The organism is Dactylosporangium maewongense (assembly GCF_039531485.1).
Lineage (GTDB): Bacteria > Actinomycetota > Actinomycetes > Mycobacteriales > Micromonosporaceae > Dactylosporangium > Dactylosporangium maewongense.
In genome coordinates this window covers 38657-54711 of sequence record NZ_BAAAQD010000012.1, presented here as the reverse complement: position 1 = coordinate 54711, position 16055 = coordinate 38657, and the positions used below count along the sequence as shown (strand labels likewise).

The window sequence follows — 16055 nt, the reverse complement described above, 5'->3', positions numbered from 1 at the left end:
CAAACGTTACGGCAGTTGAAATGCACGTTCCATCTGTTGACATGGTGGTGTCCTGCATCGCAGACTTCCCGCACAACGCCGTGACGACAGGCCTGCGGGAGGATCGATGACGACAGAAGCGGTACCGGCACGCGGGAGCGTGTCGCGCCGGATCTCCCGCCGGGTGGACCGGCTCAGCGACCGCCGCTTCGCCCTATTGCTGTTCGTACCGGCAGCCGTGTTCATCGGCGTGATCGTGCTCCCACCGATCGCGGCAGTCTTCGTGATGAGCCTCTACCGGATCGAACTGCTTCAGGACGGACCGACGAGGTTCCTGGGCCTGGACAACATCACCCGGATGTTCAACGACTCATTCTTCGTCGACTCCATTCCGCGCACCCTCTGGTTCGCGGTCGGCACCACCGTGCTCACCATCCCGTTGGCACTCGCCACCGCACTGCTGATGAACAGGCGGTCGCGGTTCGAGACGCCGCTCGCCGTCGCGTTGTTGCTGCCATGGGCGATCGCCCCGATCGTGACAGGGTTCTTCTGGCGCTTCATCTTCCAGCCCAGCTTCGGGCTGGCGACCCAGGTCAGCAACGGACTCGGCCTCACCGAGGGTGCGGTGCCCTGGCTGCAGGAACCGACCACCGCGCTGATGCTCGCGATGATCGCCACGGCGTGGCGATCGGTGCCCCTGCTGGCCCTCATCATCCTGTCCGCGCTCAAGGCGATTCCCAACCAGCTCTACCGCGCGGCCCGGATGGACGGTGCGACGCCGTGGCAGGCCTTCCGATCGATCACGCTACCCAGCATCGGGCCCACCCTGCTGATCGCCACGATCCTGCAGATCATCGTCTCGCTGCAGGTCTTCGACCTGCTCTTCCAGCTCACCCGTGGTGGCCCCGGCTTCGAGACGACGACCATCACCTACTACATCTTCACCGCCGCCTTCGACAACCTCAGTCTCGGCTACTCGGCGATGCTGGCCCTGTTCCTCATGGCGATCATCGTCGCCGCGAGCGGTGCGACACTCTACCTGCGTTCGGGCGGACTCCTCCGCCGCCGCCAGGCGAAGAACCCCGCCGACGAGCCGGCCGGACGGTTGCGGCTCGACAGCGCGGCGCGGGCAGATCAGTCGCCGCAGGAGTGGCCCGAGGACTCGCGCAAGCGGCGTCGGTGGACCCTGCCACCCGCCGTACGCCGCGTCGGTTCGACGGTGGCGATCGGCGCGCTCCTCGTCTGGTCGATCGGCCCGACCCTGTGGATCGTGCTGGCCAGCTTGCAGCCGGAGTCCGCTGTCACCTCGGTGCCGCTGGACCTGACCGCGCGGCTGGACTTCTCCCAGTACGTCGACATCCTCACCAACGACAAGTGGCTCTCCTCGATCTGGGTGAGCCTGCAGATCACGGTCGGGTCGACGCTGCTGACGCTCCTGGTCGCCGCACTCGCCGCGTACCCGCTGGCCCGGCTCGACCTGCCCGGTAAGGGCGCCGCGATCGCGGTGCTCATGTTCGCCTACACCGTGCCGGCCATCGTCCTGCTCATTCCGCTGCTGTTCATCTTCAACGCGCTCAACCTCAACGACTCGGTGATCGGGTTGATTGTGGCCCACGTCGCCTTCTCGTTGCCACTGACGATCTGGTTGCTGCGCAACATCTTCGCAAGTGTCCCACCGGCGCTGGAGGCCTCGGCGCGGATGGATGGATGCACCAGGTTGGGCACCCTGTTCCGGGTGACCATCCCGTCGGCTTCGGCCGGCCTGGCCGCCACGGCAATTCTGCTGCTCATCAGCGTCTGGAACGAGTTCCTGTTCGCGGTTGTGCTGGGCAACCAGGGCGCGGTGACGGTCACGCGCAGGATCGGCTACATCAACTCGCCGTCGGGGATCAGTGGCGAACCTCCCTACACCTACCAGGCGGCGGCGGGCATCGTCGCCGTGCTACCCGTGATCGTTCTGGTGATCCTCTTCCACCGCCGGATCAGATCCGGCTTGAGTGAGGGCTACCTCAAGGGCTGAAGGGGCACAACTCATGAATCAATTTGCATCCCGCAGTACCTCCCGGCGTACGCTGCTGCGAAGCGCCTTCGCCGTCGCGGCGGCCACACCGATCCTCTCCGCCTGCACCGACGACCCGGCACCCACTCCGACGAGCAAGGGCGACGGAAAGTTCCCCGGGGTCACGATCAACGTCGCCTGCAACCCGTCCAGCGTGCAGGCGTGCACGGAGGCCGGCAAGCAATGGGGCCAGGTCACCGGCGCCACGGTCAACGCCCAGGTGATTCCCTTTGCGGAACGGGCCACCAGCTACGCCTCGTGGATCGTCTCCAAGGACGCGAGCTACGACGTGCTCTACGGCGGCGTCGACTTCATCTCCAACTTCGGCGACAAGCTCTACCTTCCGCTCAAGGACATGCTCGGCGACACCAGCGACTACGTTCCGGCCGCGCTCGGTCAGCTCACCAAGGGCGGCGCGCTGCTCGCCGCACCGCTCTTCGCCGACATGCTGCTCTTCTTCTACAACAAGTCCGACTGGTCCGCGGCGGCACTGCCGGAGAAGATCCCGGGAACGTGGGACGACCTGTACGGGTACGCGCCCAAGCTGACGGTCGGCAACCGCGAGCCCTGCGTGATCCCGTGGAACAACAACGGCGTCCCGTTCTGGATCGCGTTCTTCAACTCCACCAAGGGCCAACTGTTCAGCGACGACAAGAGCCAGCTGCTCTTCGACAACGACAAGGGCCTCGCCGCCTGGCAGGCGATCAGCCGCGGCTTCCAGTCGAAGTTCTTCGGGCTGGCCGGCGCCAACGCAGTGGGCGACCAGGACACCTCGTTGCTGTTCAACCAGAACCTGGCCGCCAGCCAGGCCGCCACCACCGGCTTCGGCAGCACGGCCGGCAGCACCGACCCGGCCAAGAAGTCGGTGATCACCAAGGCTGAGGTCGGCGTCAGCGTGATGCCGGGCATCACGGCCGGCACGAGCGGCAGCGTCATCGTGGCCGAGGGCCTGGGCATCAACAAGTTCACCCGAAACCGCGACGCCGCACTGAGCTTCGTCAAATACACCACCGGGACGGAGTTTCAGAAGCAGATGGTGCTCGGTAAGGCCGGTCAGGTGCTGCCGTCGAGCCGCCTGTCGGTCAGCAAGGACCCGGAGGTGGCCGCGGGCTTCCCGCTCGCGGCGACGCTGGCCGAGCAGGCATCGGCGCAGCTGGCCTGGCCAGGCAACGCCCCGTTCAAATGGAACGCGCCGTTCCTGCTGGGCCTGACCAACCTGTCGAAGGGCACGTGGACGCCCGAGCAGGCCCACGAAGAGACGATCAAGGCGGTCAAGAAGCTGATGATCGCCCAACTCGGCTCGTAGGTCGCCTGGCTCATAGCTTCCTGCGTTCGTTGTTTCTCGGAGGAGTTGGACATGGCGGGTATGTCACTACGGCTGGAATCGATCTATCGTCGCTACGGCAAGGTGATGGCGGTGAACGACCTGTCGCTGGAATTGCCGGCGGGCAAGTTCATCACGCTGCTCGGGCCGTCCGGGTGTGGCAAGACCACGACCCTGAACCTGATCGCCGGCCTGGACCAAGCTGACGGCGGCTCGATCCACATGGGCGAGCGTGACATCACCAGGGTGCCCCCGAACGAGCGTGGCATGGCGATCGTGTTCCAGAATTACGCGCTGTACCCGCACATGTCTGTCTTCGACAACATCGCCTTCGGGCTGCGGCTCCAGCGCCGTCCGAAGCCGGAGATCCAGTCCCGGGTCCGGCACACGGCAGAACTGCTCGCCATCGAGCACCTGCTGGACCGCCGGCCCGGGCAGCTCTCCGGTGGCCAGCAGCAGCGGGTGGCGCTGGGGCGGGCGATGGTGAAGAAGCCCGCGGTCTTCCTGCTTGACGAGCCGTTCAGCAATCTCGATGCGGCCCTGCGCGCACGCATGCGGACCGAGGTGAAGCATCTCCACCAGACGCTCGGCACCACCAGCGTCTTCGTCACCCACGACCAGGAGGAGGCGATGACCCTCTCCGACCTGATCGCGGTGATGCGCGATGGCAAGCTGGTTCAGTACGGCACCCAGCACGAGGTTTACGGCAAACCGCGGGACATGTACGTGGCGACCTTCCTCGGCAAGCCGAGGATGAGCCTCATCGAGGGAAGCCTGGAGCGGCACGCCGCCGGGGTCGTGTTCACGGCGCCGGACGTCCGCCTCGAACTCGGCACCGCCGAGTCCATCGGGCTGCGCGACGGCGAGTGGCCGCGGGTCGCGGCCGGCCTGCGGGCCGAGGACGTGTCGCTGGGCGCGCCGGGCGGGTTGTCCTTCGACGCGCAGGTCGCCCTGCTGGAGCCGATCGGGTCGGACACGTTCGTGGAACTCGAGGTCGGCGGAGCGACGGTCGTCGCCCGGGTGCCACCCGAGGACCCGGTCGCAGTGGGTGACCGCGTCACCGCGGTGATCAAGCCCGGCCGCGTCCACCTCTTCGACCTCGATTCCACCGAGCGCATCGTCCGTTAGCGCAAGGCACTCGGGCAGGTCAACTTCGGCTCGACCCCTTGTGGACACCACAAGGGGTCCGCGCCACGCTTCCAGACGCGCGGCACGCGGGCCTGGTCCCATACCCCGGTCAGTGGGCGGTCCAGCCGCCGTCGACCATGAGGTTCACACCGGTCACATAGCCGGAGGCGTCCGAGGCCAGGAAGACCACCGGGCCCTTGATGTCGTCGGGTCCGGCCAATCGACCCAGCGGCGTGCGTTCGGCGTAGGCGGTGACGAATGCCGCCGGCTGGTCTGGGGTCGCCAACCCGCCCGGCGACAGGCAGTTCACCCGCACGCCGTAGGGCGCGTAGAAGCACGCGAGGTACCGGGTGAGGTTCACCATGCCACCCTTGTCGAACGCGTAGAAGGCAGGCGAGGTCATCTCGGTGCCCGCATAGACGTCGAAGGTGGGCCCGACCACACCGTAGATCGAGCCGATGTTGACGATGCTGCCCGAACGTTGGGCCATCATCTGCTCGCCGATGTGTTTCGTGATCAGGAAGAGCCCGGAGGAGTTCACCTCGCTGGTGGCGGTCCAGTCCGCGGCGGTGGTGCGGTTGGGGTCGCTGCCCTGGCGGTGCACCGAACCGTTCACCAGCACGTCGATGCGGCCCAGCGATGCCACGACAGCATCGCGAAGCTCCACGATGGACGCCTCGTCGGCCTGGTCGAGCCGGTGCGCGCTGGCCTCGTAACCGTCCCGGCGGAGGGCGGTGGCGGCCGCCTCGCACGCGGTCAGGTCGCGGGAGGTGACCACCACGTGCGCACCGGCCTCGGCCAGTGCGTAGCACATGTGGCGACCGTAGAGGCCGGCTCCGCCGGTCACGATCGCGACGCGACCGGTGAGGTCGTAGAGGCTGTTGATCGAGCGCGGTGCAGACAAGGCGATCCGGCCTTCCATTAGCGGAGGATGTCCATCGCGGTGGTGATCTGGTCGGCGGTGATCCGGGGCACCGGGTCGTCGCCGGCGAGCCGGGCGAGGGCACCGGCGTCCTTGTAGCCGGCCCCGGTCGCGACGATCACCGCCCGGTCGGAGGGGTCGAGCCGGCCCGCCGCCGCGTCGGCGAGCAGGCCCGCGAATGCGGTCGCGCCGGCCGGTTCGACCAGGATGCCGTGCCGGCGGGCGAGGATACGCTGCGCATCGAGGATCTCCTCGTCGGTGACTTCGGTCAGGTGCCCGCCGGATTCGCGCACCGCGTCGACCGCGCCGACGCCGTCGAAGAGGACGGCGACCTGCAGCCCGGAGACGGTGGTGGTGCATGGGCCCCGAAGCCCGGTGAGGTCACCGGCCAACGCCGGGCGCAGTGTCGGGCAACCAGCCGGCTGCACACCGACGACCCGGGGGCGCGCACCGTTGGCGATCAACCCGCCTGCGGTGAAGCCACGGCCGATCGCGGAGAGCAGCCCGCCACCGCCGACCGGCGCGTACACCACGGTCGTGGCCGGGGCGTCCTCGGCGATCTCGTACGCGATCGTGGTCGCACCCTCCATCGCCTCGGGGGAGAACCGGCCGCCGGTCAGGAGCGGCATCAGGCCCCGATCGGCGGCGATCGCTGCAATGGTGACGGCCGCCGAGTCGGTGGCTGCGGCGTCGTGACCGAGGCCGTCGACGAGATGGACACGCGCGCCGAGCGCTCGGATCTGGCGCAGCTTGGGTGCGGCGGTGTCGGCGAGGGCGAACAGCGCCGCCGGCACGCCGGCCCGGCTCGCGTAGGCGGCGGCGGCTGCGCCGCCGTTACCGGAGGAGGTGCCGACGCAGCCGGCGAGCCGGCGTTCACGCACGATGGAGAGGGCGACTGAAGCGATGCGGTCCTTGAAGGAGCCGGTCGGGTTCAGATGCTCGCACTTGACCTGCACGGAGGCGACGCCGGGCACGGCACCGGTCAGCTCCACCAGCGGCGTGGCACCCTCGCCCAGACTCACGATGTTCGCCGGGTCGTGCAGCGGTAGCCGGCCCTGGTAGCGCCAGACCCCGCGCCGCGCCGGGTCCTGCCAACCGTCGGAGGCAGCGGCGTAGCGCACGACCAGTTCTCCGCCGCAGCTGGCGCAGCGGTAACGCAGGGAGCCGGCTTCCCGGGACCTGCCACAGGCGCGGCATTCCAGCCAGAAAGCGGCCTCTCCGCTTCGCTCCGGGCCGCTCAAGGCTTCACGCCGGGCCGGGCTACGAAGGTCGTCGGTGGGAGGGTCATCGGCGTTGTGTTGCGGGGAAGTGAGGCGACGTCGATCGGGCAGGCGCCGGGCGTGGCAACCTCGATGACCTCGGCGGCGATGTCACCGAACGCGGCCCGCCAGGCGATGGCGCCCTTCGCGACGATGATCTTGGCGGAGCGGGCGTCCACCCCGACGGAGGAGAGCTGCTCGGCGTGGAACGGCGGCGTCGGCCTCTCGGTCACCACGAGGGTGATGCCCTCGACGCGCAGCACCGCGGTGGTGCCCATGCTGAACTCGCGTCCGGTCATCCAGCTGCCCTGGGTGCGGTAGCGGCCGTCGGTGACCGTGACGACCCGTCCGCGCACGCGCACCGGGTCGCCGTGCCGGCGGTCGGTCTTCCCGCCGACCAGCGCCTCGATCTCCGCGCCGGTGCCGAGGTCCGCTGCCAGGCGGGCGACCCGCGCGTCGGCCACGGTCACCACGGCGTCCTGTGCGTGCTGGGCCAGCAGTTCGGCGAGCAGTGCGGTCCCGTCGCCCGGGCTGCCGCCGCCGATGTTGTCGGCGACGTCGGCGAGGACGACCGGGCGGGCCGCGCCGGCGATCGCCCGGCGCACGGCCGTGGCGGCGTCGTCGCGAGCCACCATGAAGGCGTCGGTCTGTTCGGTGATGTCGGCGAGGGTCTCGGCGATGACGTCGCGCGCGGCCGCCTCGTCGCCCTCGTCGTGGATGGCGAGCACGCTCATGCCGACCCGGTCGACGTCGCTGTAGGCGAAGCCGGCCGGGATGCAGATCCGCACCAGTCCCGCGGCGCGGGCCCGGGCCGCGGCCCGTCGCTGCAGCGAGCGCATCGGCTCGGCGTCGGTCGCCTGAGCCAACGGGCAGACCAGCAGTGGGAGCTTGCCGACAGCCGTGCGCAACCGCCGCCCGGCGAACACGTCGCCGAGCAGCCGGGCCGCCTCGCGGCCCCGTTCGCGCATGTCCACGTGCGGGTAGGTGTCGTAGCTGACGAGTACCTCGCATGATTCGACCAGCTCGGGTGACGGGTTGGCGTGCAGGTCGAGCACCGCCGCCAGCGGCACGGACCCGACGGTCTCCCGGACCACCGACAGCAGCGCCGTCTCGGTGTCGGGATAGCCGTCGGCGACCATCGCTCCGTGCAGGTTGACGAGCAGCCCGTCGAGCGGGCCGGCCGCGCGCAAGGCCCGGCCGGCGCGCTCGAGCAGGGCCTCGATGGTGACCCGATCGGCCGGGCCGCACGGCCAGGCGCCGGCCGAGAAGATCGGCACCAGTTCGTGGTCGGGAGAGTCGGCGAAGCCGCCGATGACCGATCCGGTGTCCACGTTCTGCTCGAGGACCTCGTGACCCTGCGCGAGTTCGAAGTCAGCGAAGTCCGCGAGGGTGGCCTGGTGCGTGGCGTAGGTGTTGGTTTCGTGCCAGAGACCGAGAATGCCGACCCGCATGTGCCCCGAACTCCCTACGCGCCTGATTCGTTCAGCGCATCGTCCACGCGCTCAAGCGTGGTGGCGAGTTCACGCGGACCGTGCGCCGCTGAGACGTACCAGATCCCTCGCCCGGCGACCCAGACCCCGTACCCAGCCAGCACCTCGGCGAAGCGGGCGTACCGGGCAAGGTCGAGGTTGCGCAGTTCGCGGTGGTCGGTGACCGGTTCCCGAGGGCCGAACGAGGCGTGGAACGCCATCGGGACACCTTGCACCCGCAGCGGCACCTGGTGCTTGTCGGCCAGTTCGAGGAGCCCGGCCATCAACGCCGTGCCGTGCTCGGCGATGCGCTCGTACGGCGGGTCCGAGGTCAGCAGGTCGATGGTGGCGACCACCGCCGCGGCGGCCATCACGGAGCCGTTGAAGGTGCCCGAGTGGTTGACCTCGCCGGTGCCGAATCGTTCCATCAGGTGAGCGTGTCCGGCCAAGGCCGCGACCGGCCAGCCACCCGCCATGGCCTTGCCGTAGGTGGCAAGGTCGGGTGTGACGCCGTACCGGGCCGCCGCACCGCCGAGGGCGACCCGGAAGCCGCTGATCACCTCGTCGAAGATGAGCACCACGCCGTGCTCGGTGCACAGTTCGCGGACGCGCTGCAGATAGCCGGGTCGCGGTTCGATCGTGCCGGCGTTGACCATGATGGGTTCCATGATGAGCGCGGCGATCTGGCCATGGTGCTCGGCCAGCGCAGCCGCGACGGCCTCCGCGTCGTTCCACGGCAGCACCACCGAGTCGGCGAGTTGTGCGCCGACCTGGCCGGCGCTGGCGGGTCCGGTGCCAGCGGCGTCGACGAGCACGTTGTCGAGCCAGCCGTGGTAGTGGCCCTCGAACCGGATGAACCGCCGGCGTCCGGTCGCCGCACGCGCCAGCCGCAGGGCCGCCTGGACCGACTCGGTGCCGGTCAGGCCGAGCCGGACCATCTCGGCCCAGCCGAGCGCCGAACAGATCCGCTCCGCGGCCTCGACCTCCAGCACGTGTGAGTTGCCGTAGAGCATGCCGTCCCCGCAGGCGTCGTGGACCGCCTGATTCACTGTGGCGTTGGCGTGGCCCAGGAAGCTCGGCCCTTGCCCTAGCAGGTAGTCGACATAGTCGTTGCCGTCCACGTCCCACATCCACGCGCCTTGGGCGCGGCTGAAGAAGACCGGCGGCGCGGACAGCCGCACATTGGAGTTGACCCCACCCGGAAGATGGCGGCTCGCTCGCGGCCAGTACTCCGCTGACTTGATCCTCGAGGCTTTTGACACCACTCGGCTCCCCTTCCGGTGCCCGTCGCGCCGTCCGCGTTCTGCCTAGTGGATTTCGCAGACCGACAGTTGAAACTGGCACGACGGTAGCCGCCGCCGCGGCCGGTGGTCAACACCGCGCGTGGGGCTGGGCTGTGCGGATGGTGGATTGCTTGTGGAGAGCGCGCTTCAGGCGCTGGCGTGGTAGTCGCGCACCAGCTGCATCGCAGTGCGGCGCAGCGCGCGGGCGACCGTCTCGACCTTGTCGGAGGTCAGCCGACGGGCCGGCGCGCTCACGCTGATGCCGCACAGGAACGGGATGCTCTCCAGCACGACCGCCACGCAGCGGCCGTCGGGCTGGTTCTCGCAGTCGTCGAGCCCATATCCCTCGCGCCGGACGCGCTTGAGCTCGGCCAGGTATCCCTCGACGGAGACGATCGTGCTGTCGGTGTACTGGAGCATCTGCTCGGCCGAGAGGATGGCGCGCACTCGGTCATCAGGCAGTTCGGCCGCGATCGCCTTGCCCAGCGCGGTGGCGTGGATGCTGCCCCGCTCGCCGATGCGCGCCGCGAGCCGCATCATCTCGTTGCTCTCCACCACGAGGGCGTGCACGATGTGCGCTCCGTCCAGCACGCCCAGGTTTGTGGTCTCGCCGAGCCGGTCGCGCAGCTTCTCCAGGTGTGGCCTGGCCTGGTTGACGAGCACGTCCACCTGCCGGGTGTGCTGCGGCCGGAAGGCCAGGCCGAGCCGATACAGGCTGTTGGCCGGATCACGCTCGACGTAGCGGCGGGCCTCGAGGGCCGACAGGTAGCGAAAGGCCGAGCTCTTCGGCAGCGCCGTCACCTCGGCGACATCCGAGAGCGACGCACCGTCACGGGATCGCTGCAGCACGTCAAGAATGTCGCAGACGCGCTCGACGGCCCGGATCGGGTAGCTGGCGGCGGACTCAGCCGTCTGCTTCATCGGTCTGTCCTGTCTCGTGACACTGGGGACGGTGGCGCGGAGCGAGTATGAGGTCGCACGGGCGATGATACCCCTGGTAGGGCCCATACCGGCGCCTCATCGTAGTCGATTTGTTTCACCTGTCAAAACGCTTCGACCCGCCGGATACGCTGCCGCAGCAGCTCGTACCGACCATTATCGGAACGATCGTTTCAGCCGTTGACATGACTTTGTGGCCGCGCTAATACTCAGTCACGCGTCAGAGGATCGCGTCCCGCCTGGTGGCGGGCGGCTTCGTCGAAGTGGAGACAGTCCAAATGTCTACGCGCCGCAGGGGAATGTACTCCCGGCTGGTCGCCGGTGGTGCCGTGTTCCTCATGATCGCCGCCGCCGCAGCGTGCGGTTCGGCAGATACCGACAACTCGGCCGGCGGCGGGACGCTGCACATCGCCGAGGGCGCCGAGCAGCCGACCCTGGACCCGGCCAAGAACATTCAATACCTCAGTGACGAGATGGCCGCCATCTACGACACGCTCGTGGTGGCCAACGCCGACGGCACGATCGGTCCCAGCCTGGCCGAGTCCTGGACCGTCGAGGGCCCGTCCATCACGTTCAAGCTCCGCGCCGGAGTCAAGTTCCACGACGGCACCCCGTTCAACGCCGCAGCGGTCAAGGCCGCGCTGGACCGGGTCGTCGACCCGGCCACCAAGGCGACCAACTCCAAGAGCGTTCTCGGCCCGTACGACAACAGTCAGGTCATCGACGACAGCACCGTAAAGGTGACCTGGAAGACGCCCGTGGGCGCGGCATTGATCAACCTCACCAACGCGGATCTCAGCATCCCGTCGCCGGCCGCGGCGAGTGCCGGCACGCTCGACGCCAAGCCCGTGGGAACCGGCCCCTACAAGTTCGTCAGTTACGTCAAGGGTGACCGCCTCGAGGTCGAGCGGAACAACGACTACACGACGATCCGTCCCGACCTGACGAACAAAGGCGCTCCGAAGTACGCGCGGATCATCTTCCAGTACGTGACCAACGCCAGCACCCGGGCGAACCTGCTGACCACCGGGGCGGTGCAGGTGGCCCAGCTGACCGGGCCCGACGCCAAGCGTCTCGCCTCCGCATCCAACCTCAACAACACTTCCTTCCCCGGGGTCAGCGAGACCGCCCTGTGGATCAATGCGAAGAGTGTGCCGGACCTCAACGTCCGCAAGGCGATCTCGGCGGCGATCGACCGTGACGCGCTCATCCAGGCCGTGGCCAGTGGCTACGCCGAGACCAACTGGAGCACGGTGCCGACCATCGTCCCCGGCTACGACAAGACCGTCGAGAGCGCGGTGACCAAGTACAGCCAGGCCCAGGCCAAGTCGCTGCTTGCGGCGGCCGGTTACACCGCCGGTGCCGACGGCGTCATGCAGAAGGACGGCAAGCCGCTGACGCTGTCCATCCTGTCCGCGAGCGACGACCCGTGGCCCGCGATCGACCAGCTCGTCCAGGACCAGCTGGCCCAGGTGGGCATCAAGGCACAGATCAAGACCGAGGAGTTCGCCACGGTCACCCAGACCCGCCGCAAGGGTGACCAGTCCATCTACATCGGCCGCTACGGCATCCTGGACCCGGCCGGGTCGATGCGGATCCTCTTCGCTTGCGCCAACATCCCATCGGCGCAGGTGCCGCAGGGCACCAACCTGACGTTCAACTGCAACCCGGATGTGGACGCCGCGCTGGACCAGGCGATCAGCGAGGTCGACGCGGCCAAGCGCAACGCGCTCGTGTCCCGGGCGCAGCATCTCATGGCGGCCGACCATACGGCCCTGGTGCTCTACCAGCCGAAGAGCGTCGTGTTCTCGGCGAAGGCGGTCGGCGGGATCGGCATGCAGCCGGACGGCATCCTGAAGATCAACGACTTGGTGCCGGCCGAGTGAGCTTCGTACGGTTCGTCGCGCGGCGGGTACTGGTGACAGTTCCCGCCGCGCTGGCGGTGCTCGTGATCACGTTCGCGATGATCCGTCTCGTGCCTGGCGACCCCGTGCAGGTCATCGCGGGTACCAATCTGGATCCGCAGGTCGCCGAGGAACTGCGGGAACAGCTTGGACTCAACGATCCGCTGCTGGTGCAGTTCTTCACCTATCTGGAGAACGTCCTGCACGGCGATCTGGGCACCTCGTTCCTCACCCGGCAGCCGGTGGCCGACGTCGTCGCCGAGCGCCTGCCCAACACGCTGATGCTGACGGCAGCCGGCGTTCTCGCCGGCCTGCTGCTCTCGCTGCCGATCGGCATCGCCAGCGCGTTGCGCGACGCGAAGCGGCGCCGCGCGGGGCTGAGCTTCACCACCGTGACCACGATGCTGGTGGCCACACCCGACTTCCTGCTCGCCACGGTGCTTGCCACGGTGTTCGCGGTATATCTGCAGATCTTCCCGGTGGCCGGCGCGGAATCCTGGACCTCGATCGTGCTGCCCGCGCTGGCCCTGGGCATTCCGCTCGCCGGCATCCAGGCGCGGGTCGTGCGGGCGAGCGTGCTGGACGCGGTGGGCCGGCCCTTCGTGCGGACGCTGCGTGCCGTCGGTGTGCCCCAGCGGCGGCTGCTCACCCGCAACGTGCTGCCCAACGCGTCCATCCCGGTGGTCACGCTGCTCTCGGTGGAGTTCGGACGGCTACTGGCGGGCGCCCTCATCGTGGAGAACATCTTCTCCTGGCCGGGACTCGGCACCACGATCTTCGACTCGATCGGCCGGCGGGACCTGCCGGCCGTGCAGGGGGAGATCCTCGTCGTGGCGTTGTTGATCCTCGGCATCAACCTGTTCATCGATGTGGTCTATCGCATCATCGACCCCCGGATCGGCCTGTCATGACGACCAGATCCAGCGCGGCTCGCCGGTTCCTGTCGCAGCGACTGACCCGGGTGGGTCTGGTGCTGCTCCTGATCGTGGCGGTCGTCACCGTAGTAGGTCCCTTGATCTACGGTGCGTCACCGACCCGCACGCATCCGATGGACGCCTACGCCGGTCCGTCCGCGACCTACCCGCTCGGCACCGACAACCTCGGGCGCGACATCCTCGCCCGGCTCCTGCACGCCGGCGTGCTGTCCATCCCGGCCGGCCTGCTCGCGGTCGGCCTGGGCGCGGTCGCCGGCAGCCTGCTCGGCATCGCGTCCGGCTTCATCGGCCGGATGTTCGACACCGTCGTGATGCGTGTGGTGGACGTGCTGCTGTCGTTCCCGACGCTGCTTACAGCGATCGTCGTGGTGGCGATCCTGGGCCCGAGCGTGACGAGCGCGGTGCTCGCGGTGTCGATCGCGGCGTTGCCGTCCTACGCCAGGGTCATGCGCGGGTCGGTCCTGCCACTGCGCAGCGCGGCGTTCATCCAGGCGGCTCGCGTCAGCAACACCTCACTGCCGCGGATGCTGCGCGTGCATGTGCTGCCCAACGTCGCTGACGTGCTGGTCGTCCTGCTGGTAATCGGAATGGGGAACGGGATCGTGGTGCTGTCCGCCTTGAGCTTCCTCGGCATCGGCGTACAGCCGCCTGAAGCGGACTGGGGTGTGATGCTCACCGAAGGGGTCCGGGCGATCTACACCGCCCCGGTGGCCGCGCTCGCGCCCGCGCTGATGCTGATGCTGACCGTGCTCGGCATCAACTTCGTCGGCGAAGGGCTCGGCGCCGCGCTCCGGGTCGACGTGTCCAGCAGGCGGACGCGGTGAGCCTGCTCTCAGTTCGCGACCTGACCATCGTCTACGACGACGTGCGGGCCGTCGCGGGCGCCTCCTTCAACGTGGCGTCCGGCGAGCGCGTCGGCATCGTCGGTGAGTCCGGCTCGGGCAAGACGACGCTGGCGCTGGCACTGATGCGGCTCCTGCCGCCGTGGTCGAAGCAGGAGTCCGGTTCCATCACGATCGACGGCATCGAGCTGTCGGACCTGCCGGAGGAGCGGATGCGCAGGCTGCGCGGCAGCAAGGCCGGCATGGTGTTCCAGGACCCGCTCACCTCGTTCGACCCGCTACGGACCCTGGGCGACCACCTTTCCGAAGGGCTGCGCGCGCACGGCGAGACCGACCGCGGGCGCCGCCGGGATCGGGCCGTCCAGGCGCTGCGGTCGGTGGGCATGCCCGCGCCGCGCAGCCAACTCGCGCGGCGTCCGCACGAGCTCTCCGGTGGCATGCGGCAGCGCGGCCTGATCGCGCTGGGGCTGTCGAACGACCCGCTGCTGGTGATCGCGGACGAGCCGACCACGGCGCTGGACGTCACCATCCAGGCACAGATCATGGAACTCTTCGCCACCATCGGGGCGCCGGGCCCGCAGGCCGACATGGGGCTGGTCATCGTCTCGCACAACCTTGGCCTGATCCGCCAGCTCTGCACCCGGGTCATCGTCATGTACGGCGGCCGGATCGTCGAGGACAGCCCAGCGCCGGACTTCTTCGCCCGGCCGCGCCATCCGTATGCGGCCGCGCTGCGCGATGCGACCCCGCGTATCACACTGCGGCGGGGAGAGGTTGCAAGCATCGCGGGCAGCGCGGTGGACCTCGCCGATCCACCGCCCGGCTGCCCGTTCGAGCCGCGCTGCACCTACCGGCTCGACGCCTGTGCGCAGAGCATGCCCGAGCTGCTGGCGATCGGCGGCGGGCACTGGGTCGCCTGCTTCAACCACGACGCGGTCGGGCAGGCGCCCCGCAACGCAGGCGCTGACGGCCCGGCACCGTCTCCCGCGCCGGTGCTGCCGGAGCAGCCCGTGAAGCAGCTGGTGGTCGGCGAGCCGCTCGTGGTTGTTCGTGCGGCGACCAAGGTCTACCGGGTGCGTCGCAGGAAGCTGCATGCGTTGGCCGGTGTCGACCTCGACGTACGGGCCGGCGAAACGGTGGCGCTCGTGGGCGAGTCCGGCTCCGGCAAGTCCACCCTGGCGCATCTTGTGCTGGGCCTGCAGCCGCCCACATCGGGCACCGTCAGGGTCGCCGGCGACAATCCGGCCGACCCGCGCGGCGGCGTGCGGCGCCAGCAGCGCATGCAGGCTGTCTTCCAGGACCCGCACGGCTCACTCAACCCACGTCAACGAGTCGGCGACGCGATCGCGGAGCCGCTGGTCAATCTCGGCATGCCCGGGGATCAGCGCCGCCGGCGGGTGGCCGAACTGCTCGACGAGGTGCGACTGGGTCAGGCCCTGGCCGGGCGGTATCCACATGAGCTCTCCGGTGGCCAGGCGCAGCGGGTCGCGATCGCCCGTGCGCTCGCCGCCCGTCCCGAGCTGATCGTGCTCGACGAGCCGACCGCCTCGCTCGACGTGTCGATCCAGACGCACGTCATCGCGTTGCTGCGGGACCTGCAGCGCGAGCACGGCCTCGCCTACCTGTTCGTCTCGCACGACCTGGTCGCGGTCCGGGAGATCGCCACCCGGATCGCCGTGATGTACCTGGGGCGTCTGGTGGAGCTGGCGCCGTGGGAGCAATTCTTCGAGCAGCCCCTGCATCCGTACTCGGTGGCGCTGCTCTCCGCGCTTCCCCGGGTGGATCTGGCCCCGGGTGCGGCGGACCGGATCGTGCTGGCCGGCGAACCGCCCTCGCCCCTGGACGCGCCACCCGGCTGCCCGTTCCAGCCTCGCTGTCCCGTGGCGCAGGACATCTGCGCTACGAGCCCCCCACCGTTGTCGCCGGTTTCATCCGACCGTCAGGTCGCCTGTCACTTCCCCGGATCGCTCATCAGTCCCGGATCGTCGCCTACCGCTCGCTAGGAAGGTCTC

Annotated in this window: 12 protein-coding genes; 7 read left to right on the top strand and 5 right to left on the bottom strand. The window is 69.1% G+C overall.

Annotated elements, in window-relative coordinates; all coding sequences use genetic code 11:
* Positions 1 to 106 precede the first annotated feature (106 nt).
* From ABD332_RS28540 to ABD332_RS28530, 3 genes are all read left to right on the top strand, one after another.
* The gene (locus ABD332_RS28540) at positions 107 to 1999 is read left to right on the top strand and encodes an ABC transporter permease (RefSeq protein ID WP_344505329.1); all 1893 of its coding nucleotides are present in this window, start codon (positions 107 to 109) and stop codon (positions 1997 to 1999) included.
* A gap of 13 nt (positions 2000 to 2012) precedes the next feature.
* Positions 2013 to 3344: a sugar ABC transporter substrate-binding protein gene (locus tag ABD332_RS28535; protein ID WP_344505327.1), complete on the top strand. Its 1332-nt coding sequence runs from the start codon at positions 2013 to 2015 to the stop codon at positions 3342 to 3344.
* Between the two features lie 111 nt (positions 3345 to 3455).
* The gene (locus tag ABD332_RS28530; protein WP_344505326.1) at positions 3456 to 4490 is read left to right on the top strand and encodes an ABC transporter ATP-binding protein; all 1035 of its coding nucleotides are present in this window, start codon (positions 3456 to 3458) and stop codon (positions 4488 to 4490) included.
* Between the two features lie 109 nt (positions 4491 to 4599).
* Here the strand turns inward: ABD332_RS28530 and ABD332_RS28525 are convergent, their stop codons facing one another.
* The 5 genes from ABD332_RS28525 to ABD332_RS28505 form a co-directional block, all read right to left on the bottom strand.
* Positions 4600 to 5412, bottom strand: coding sequence for an SDR family oxidoreductase (locus ABD332_RS28525; protein ID WP_344505325.1), 813 nt, complete (start codon positions 5410 to 5412; stop codon positions 4600 to 4602).
* Positions 5412 to 6533: a pyridoxal-phosphate dependent enzyme gene (locus ABD332_RS28520; RefSeq protein WP_344505323.1), complete on the bottom strand. Its 1122-nt coding sequence runs from the start codon at positions 6531 to 6533 to the stop codon at positions 5412 to 5414. Before ABD332_RS28520 ends, ABD332_RS28525 begins: the two co-directional genes overlap by 1 nt.
* A 116-nt stretch (positions 6534 to 6649) precedes the next feature.
* Positions 6650 to 8122 (bottom strand): M81 family metallopeptidase, encoded by a 1473-nt coding sequence (locus tag ABD332_RS28515; protein WP_344505322.1) that lies wholly within the window; start codon positions 8120 to 8122, stop codon positions 6650 to 6652.
* 14 nt (positions 8123 to 8136) lie between these two features.
* Complete coding sequence (locus tag ABD332_RS28510) at positions 8137 to 9321, bottom strand: aspartate aminotransferase family protein (RefSeq protein WP_344505698.1); 1185 nt, start codon at positions 9319 to 9321, stop codon at positions 8137 to 8139.
* Between the two features lie 249 nt (positions 9322 to 9570).
* Positions 9571 to 10344, bottom strand: coding sequence for an IclR family transcriptional regulator (locus tag ABD332_RS28505; protein WP_344505320.1), 774 nt, complete (start codon positions 10342 to 10344; stop codon positions 9571 to 9573).
* A 296-nt stretch (positions 10345 to 10640) separates the two neighbouring features.
* On the opposite strand from ABD332_RS28505, the gene ABD332_RS28500 reads away from it, so the two are divergent.
* The 4 genes from ABD332_RS28500 to ABD332_RS28485 are packed head-to-tail and all read left to right on the top strand — an operon-like array spanning position 10641 to position 16046.
* Positions 10641 to 12248, top strand: a complete 1608-nt coding sequence (locus tag ABD332_RS28500) for an ABC transporter substrate-binding protein (protein ID WP_344505319.1) — start codon at positions 10641 to 10643, stop codon at positions 12246 to 12248.
* Positions 12245 to 13177, top strand: a complete 933-nt coding sequence (locus ABD332_RS28495; RefSeq protein ID WP_344505318.1) for an ABC transporter permease — start codon at positions 12245 to 12247, stop codon at positions 13175 to 13177. The genes ABD332_RS28500 and ABD332_RS28495 overlap by 4 nt, the downstream gene beginning before the upstream one ends.
* Positions 13174 to 14025 carry an ABC transporter permease gene (locus ABD332_RS28490; protein WP_344505316.1) on the top strand — a complete coding sequence of 284 codons (852 nt, stop codon included), beginning with the start codon at positions 13174 to 13176 and terminating at the stop codon, positions 14023 to 14025. Before ABD332_RS28495 ends, ABD332_RS28490 begins: the two co-directional genes overlap by 4 nt.
* Positions 14022 to 16046 (top strand): dipeptide ABC transporter ATP-binding protein, encoded by a 2025-nt coding sequence (locus tag ABD332_RS28485; RefSeq protein ID WP_344505314.1) that lies wholly within the window; start codon positions 14022 to 14024, stop codon positions 16044 to 16046. The genes ABD332_RS28490 and ABD332_RS28485 overlap by 4 nt, the downstream gene beginning before the upstream one ends.
* Positions 16047 to 16055: the final 9 nt, after the last annotated feature.

What these genes read in the sequence shown, in the direction of transcription:
- ABD332_RS28525 (WP_344505325.1), bottom strand. Translation starts at nt 5,412, where the DNA reads ATGGAAGGCCGGATCGCCTTGTCTGCACCGCGCTCGATCAACAGCCTC.
- ABD332_RS28535 (WP_344505327.1), top strand. Translation starts at nt 2,013, where the DNA reads ATGAATCAATTTGCATCCCGCAGTACCTCCCGGCGTACGCTGCTGCGA.
- ABD332_RS28505 (WP_344505320.1), bottom strand. Translation starts at nt 10,344, where the DNA reads ATGAAGCAGACGGCTGAGTCCGCCGCCAGCTACCCGATCCGGGCCGTC.
- ABD332_RS28500 (WP_344505319.1), top strand. Translation starts at nt 10,641, where the DNA reads ATGTCTACGCGCCGCAGGGGAATGTACTCCCGGCTGGTCGCCGGTGGT.
- ABD332_RS28490 (WP_344505316.1), top strand. Translation starts at nt 13,174, where the DNA reads ATGACGACCAGATCCAGCGCGGCTCGCCGGTTCCTGTCGCAGCGACTG.
- ABD332_RS28515 (WP_344505322.1), bottom strand. Translation starts at nt 8,122, where the DNA reads ATGCGGGTCGGCATTCTCGGTCTCTGGCACGAAACCAACACCTACGCC.
- ABD332_RS28540 (WP_344505329.1), top strand. Translation starts at nt 107, where the DNA reads ATGACGACAGAAGCGGTACCGGCACGCGGGAGCGTGTCGCGCCGGATC.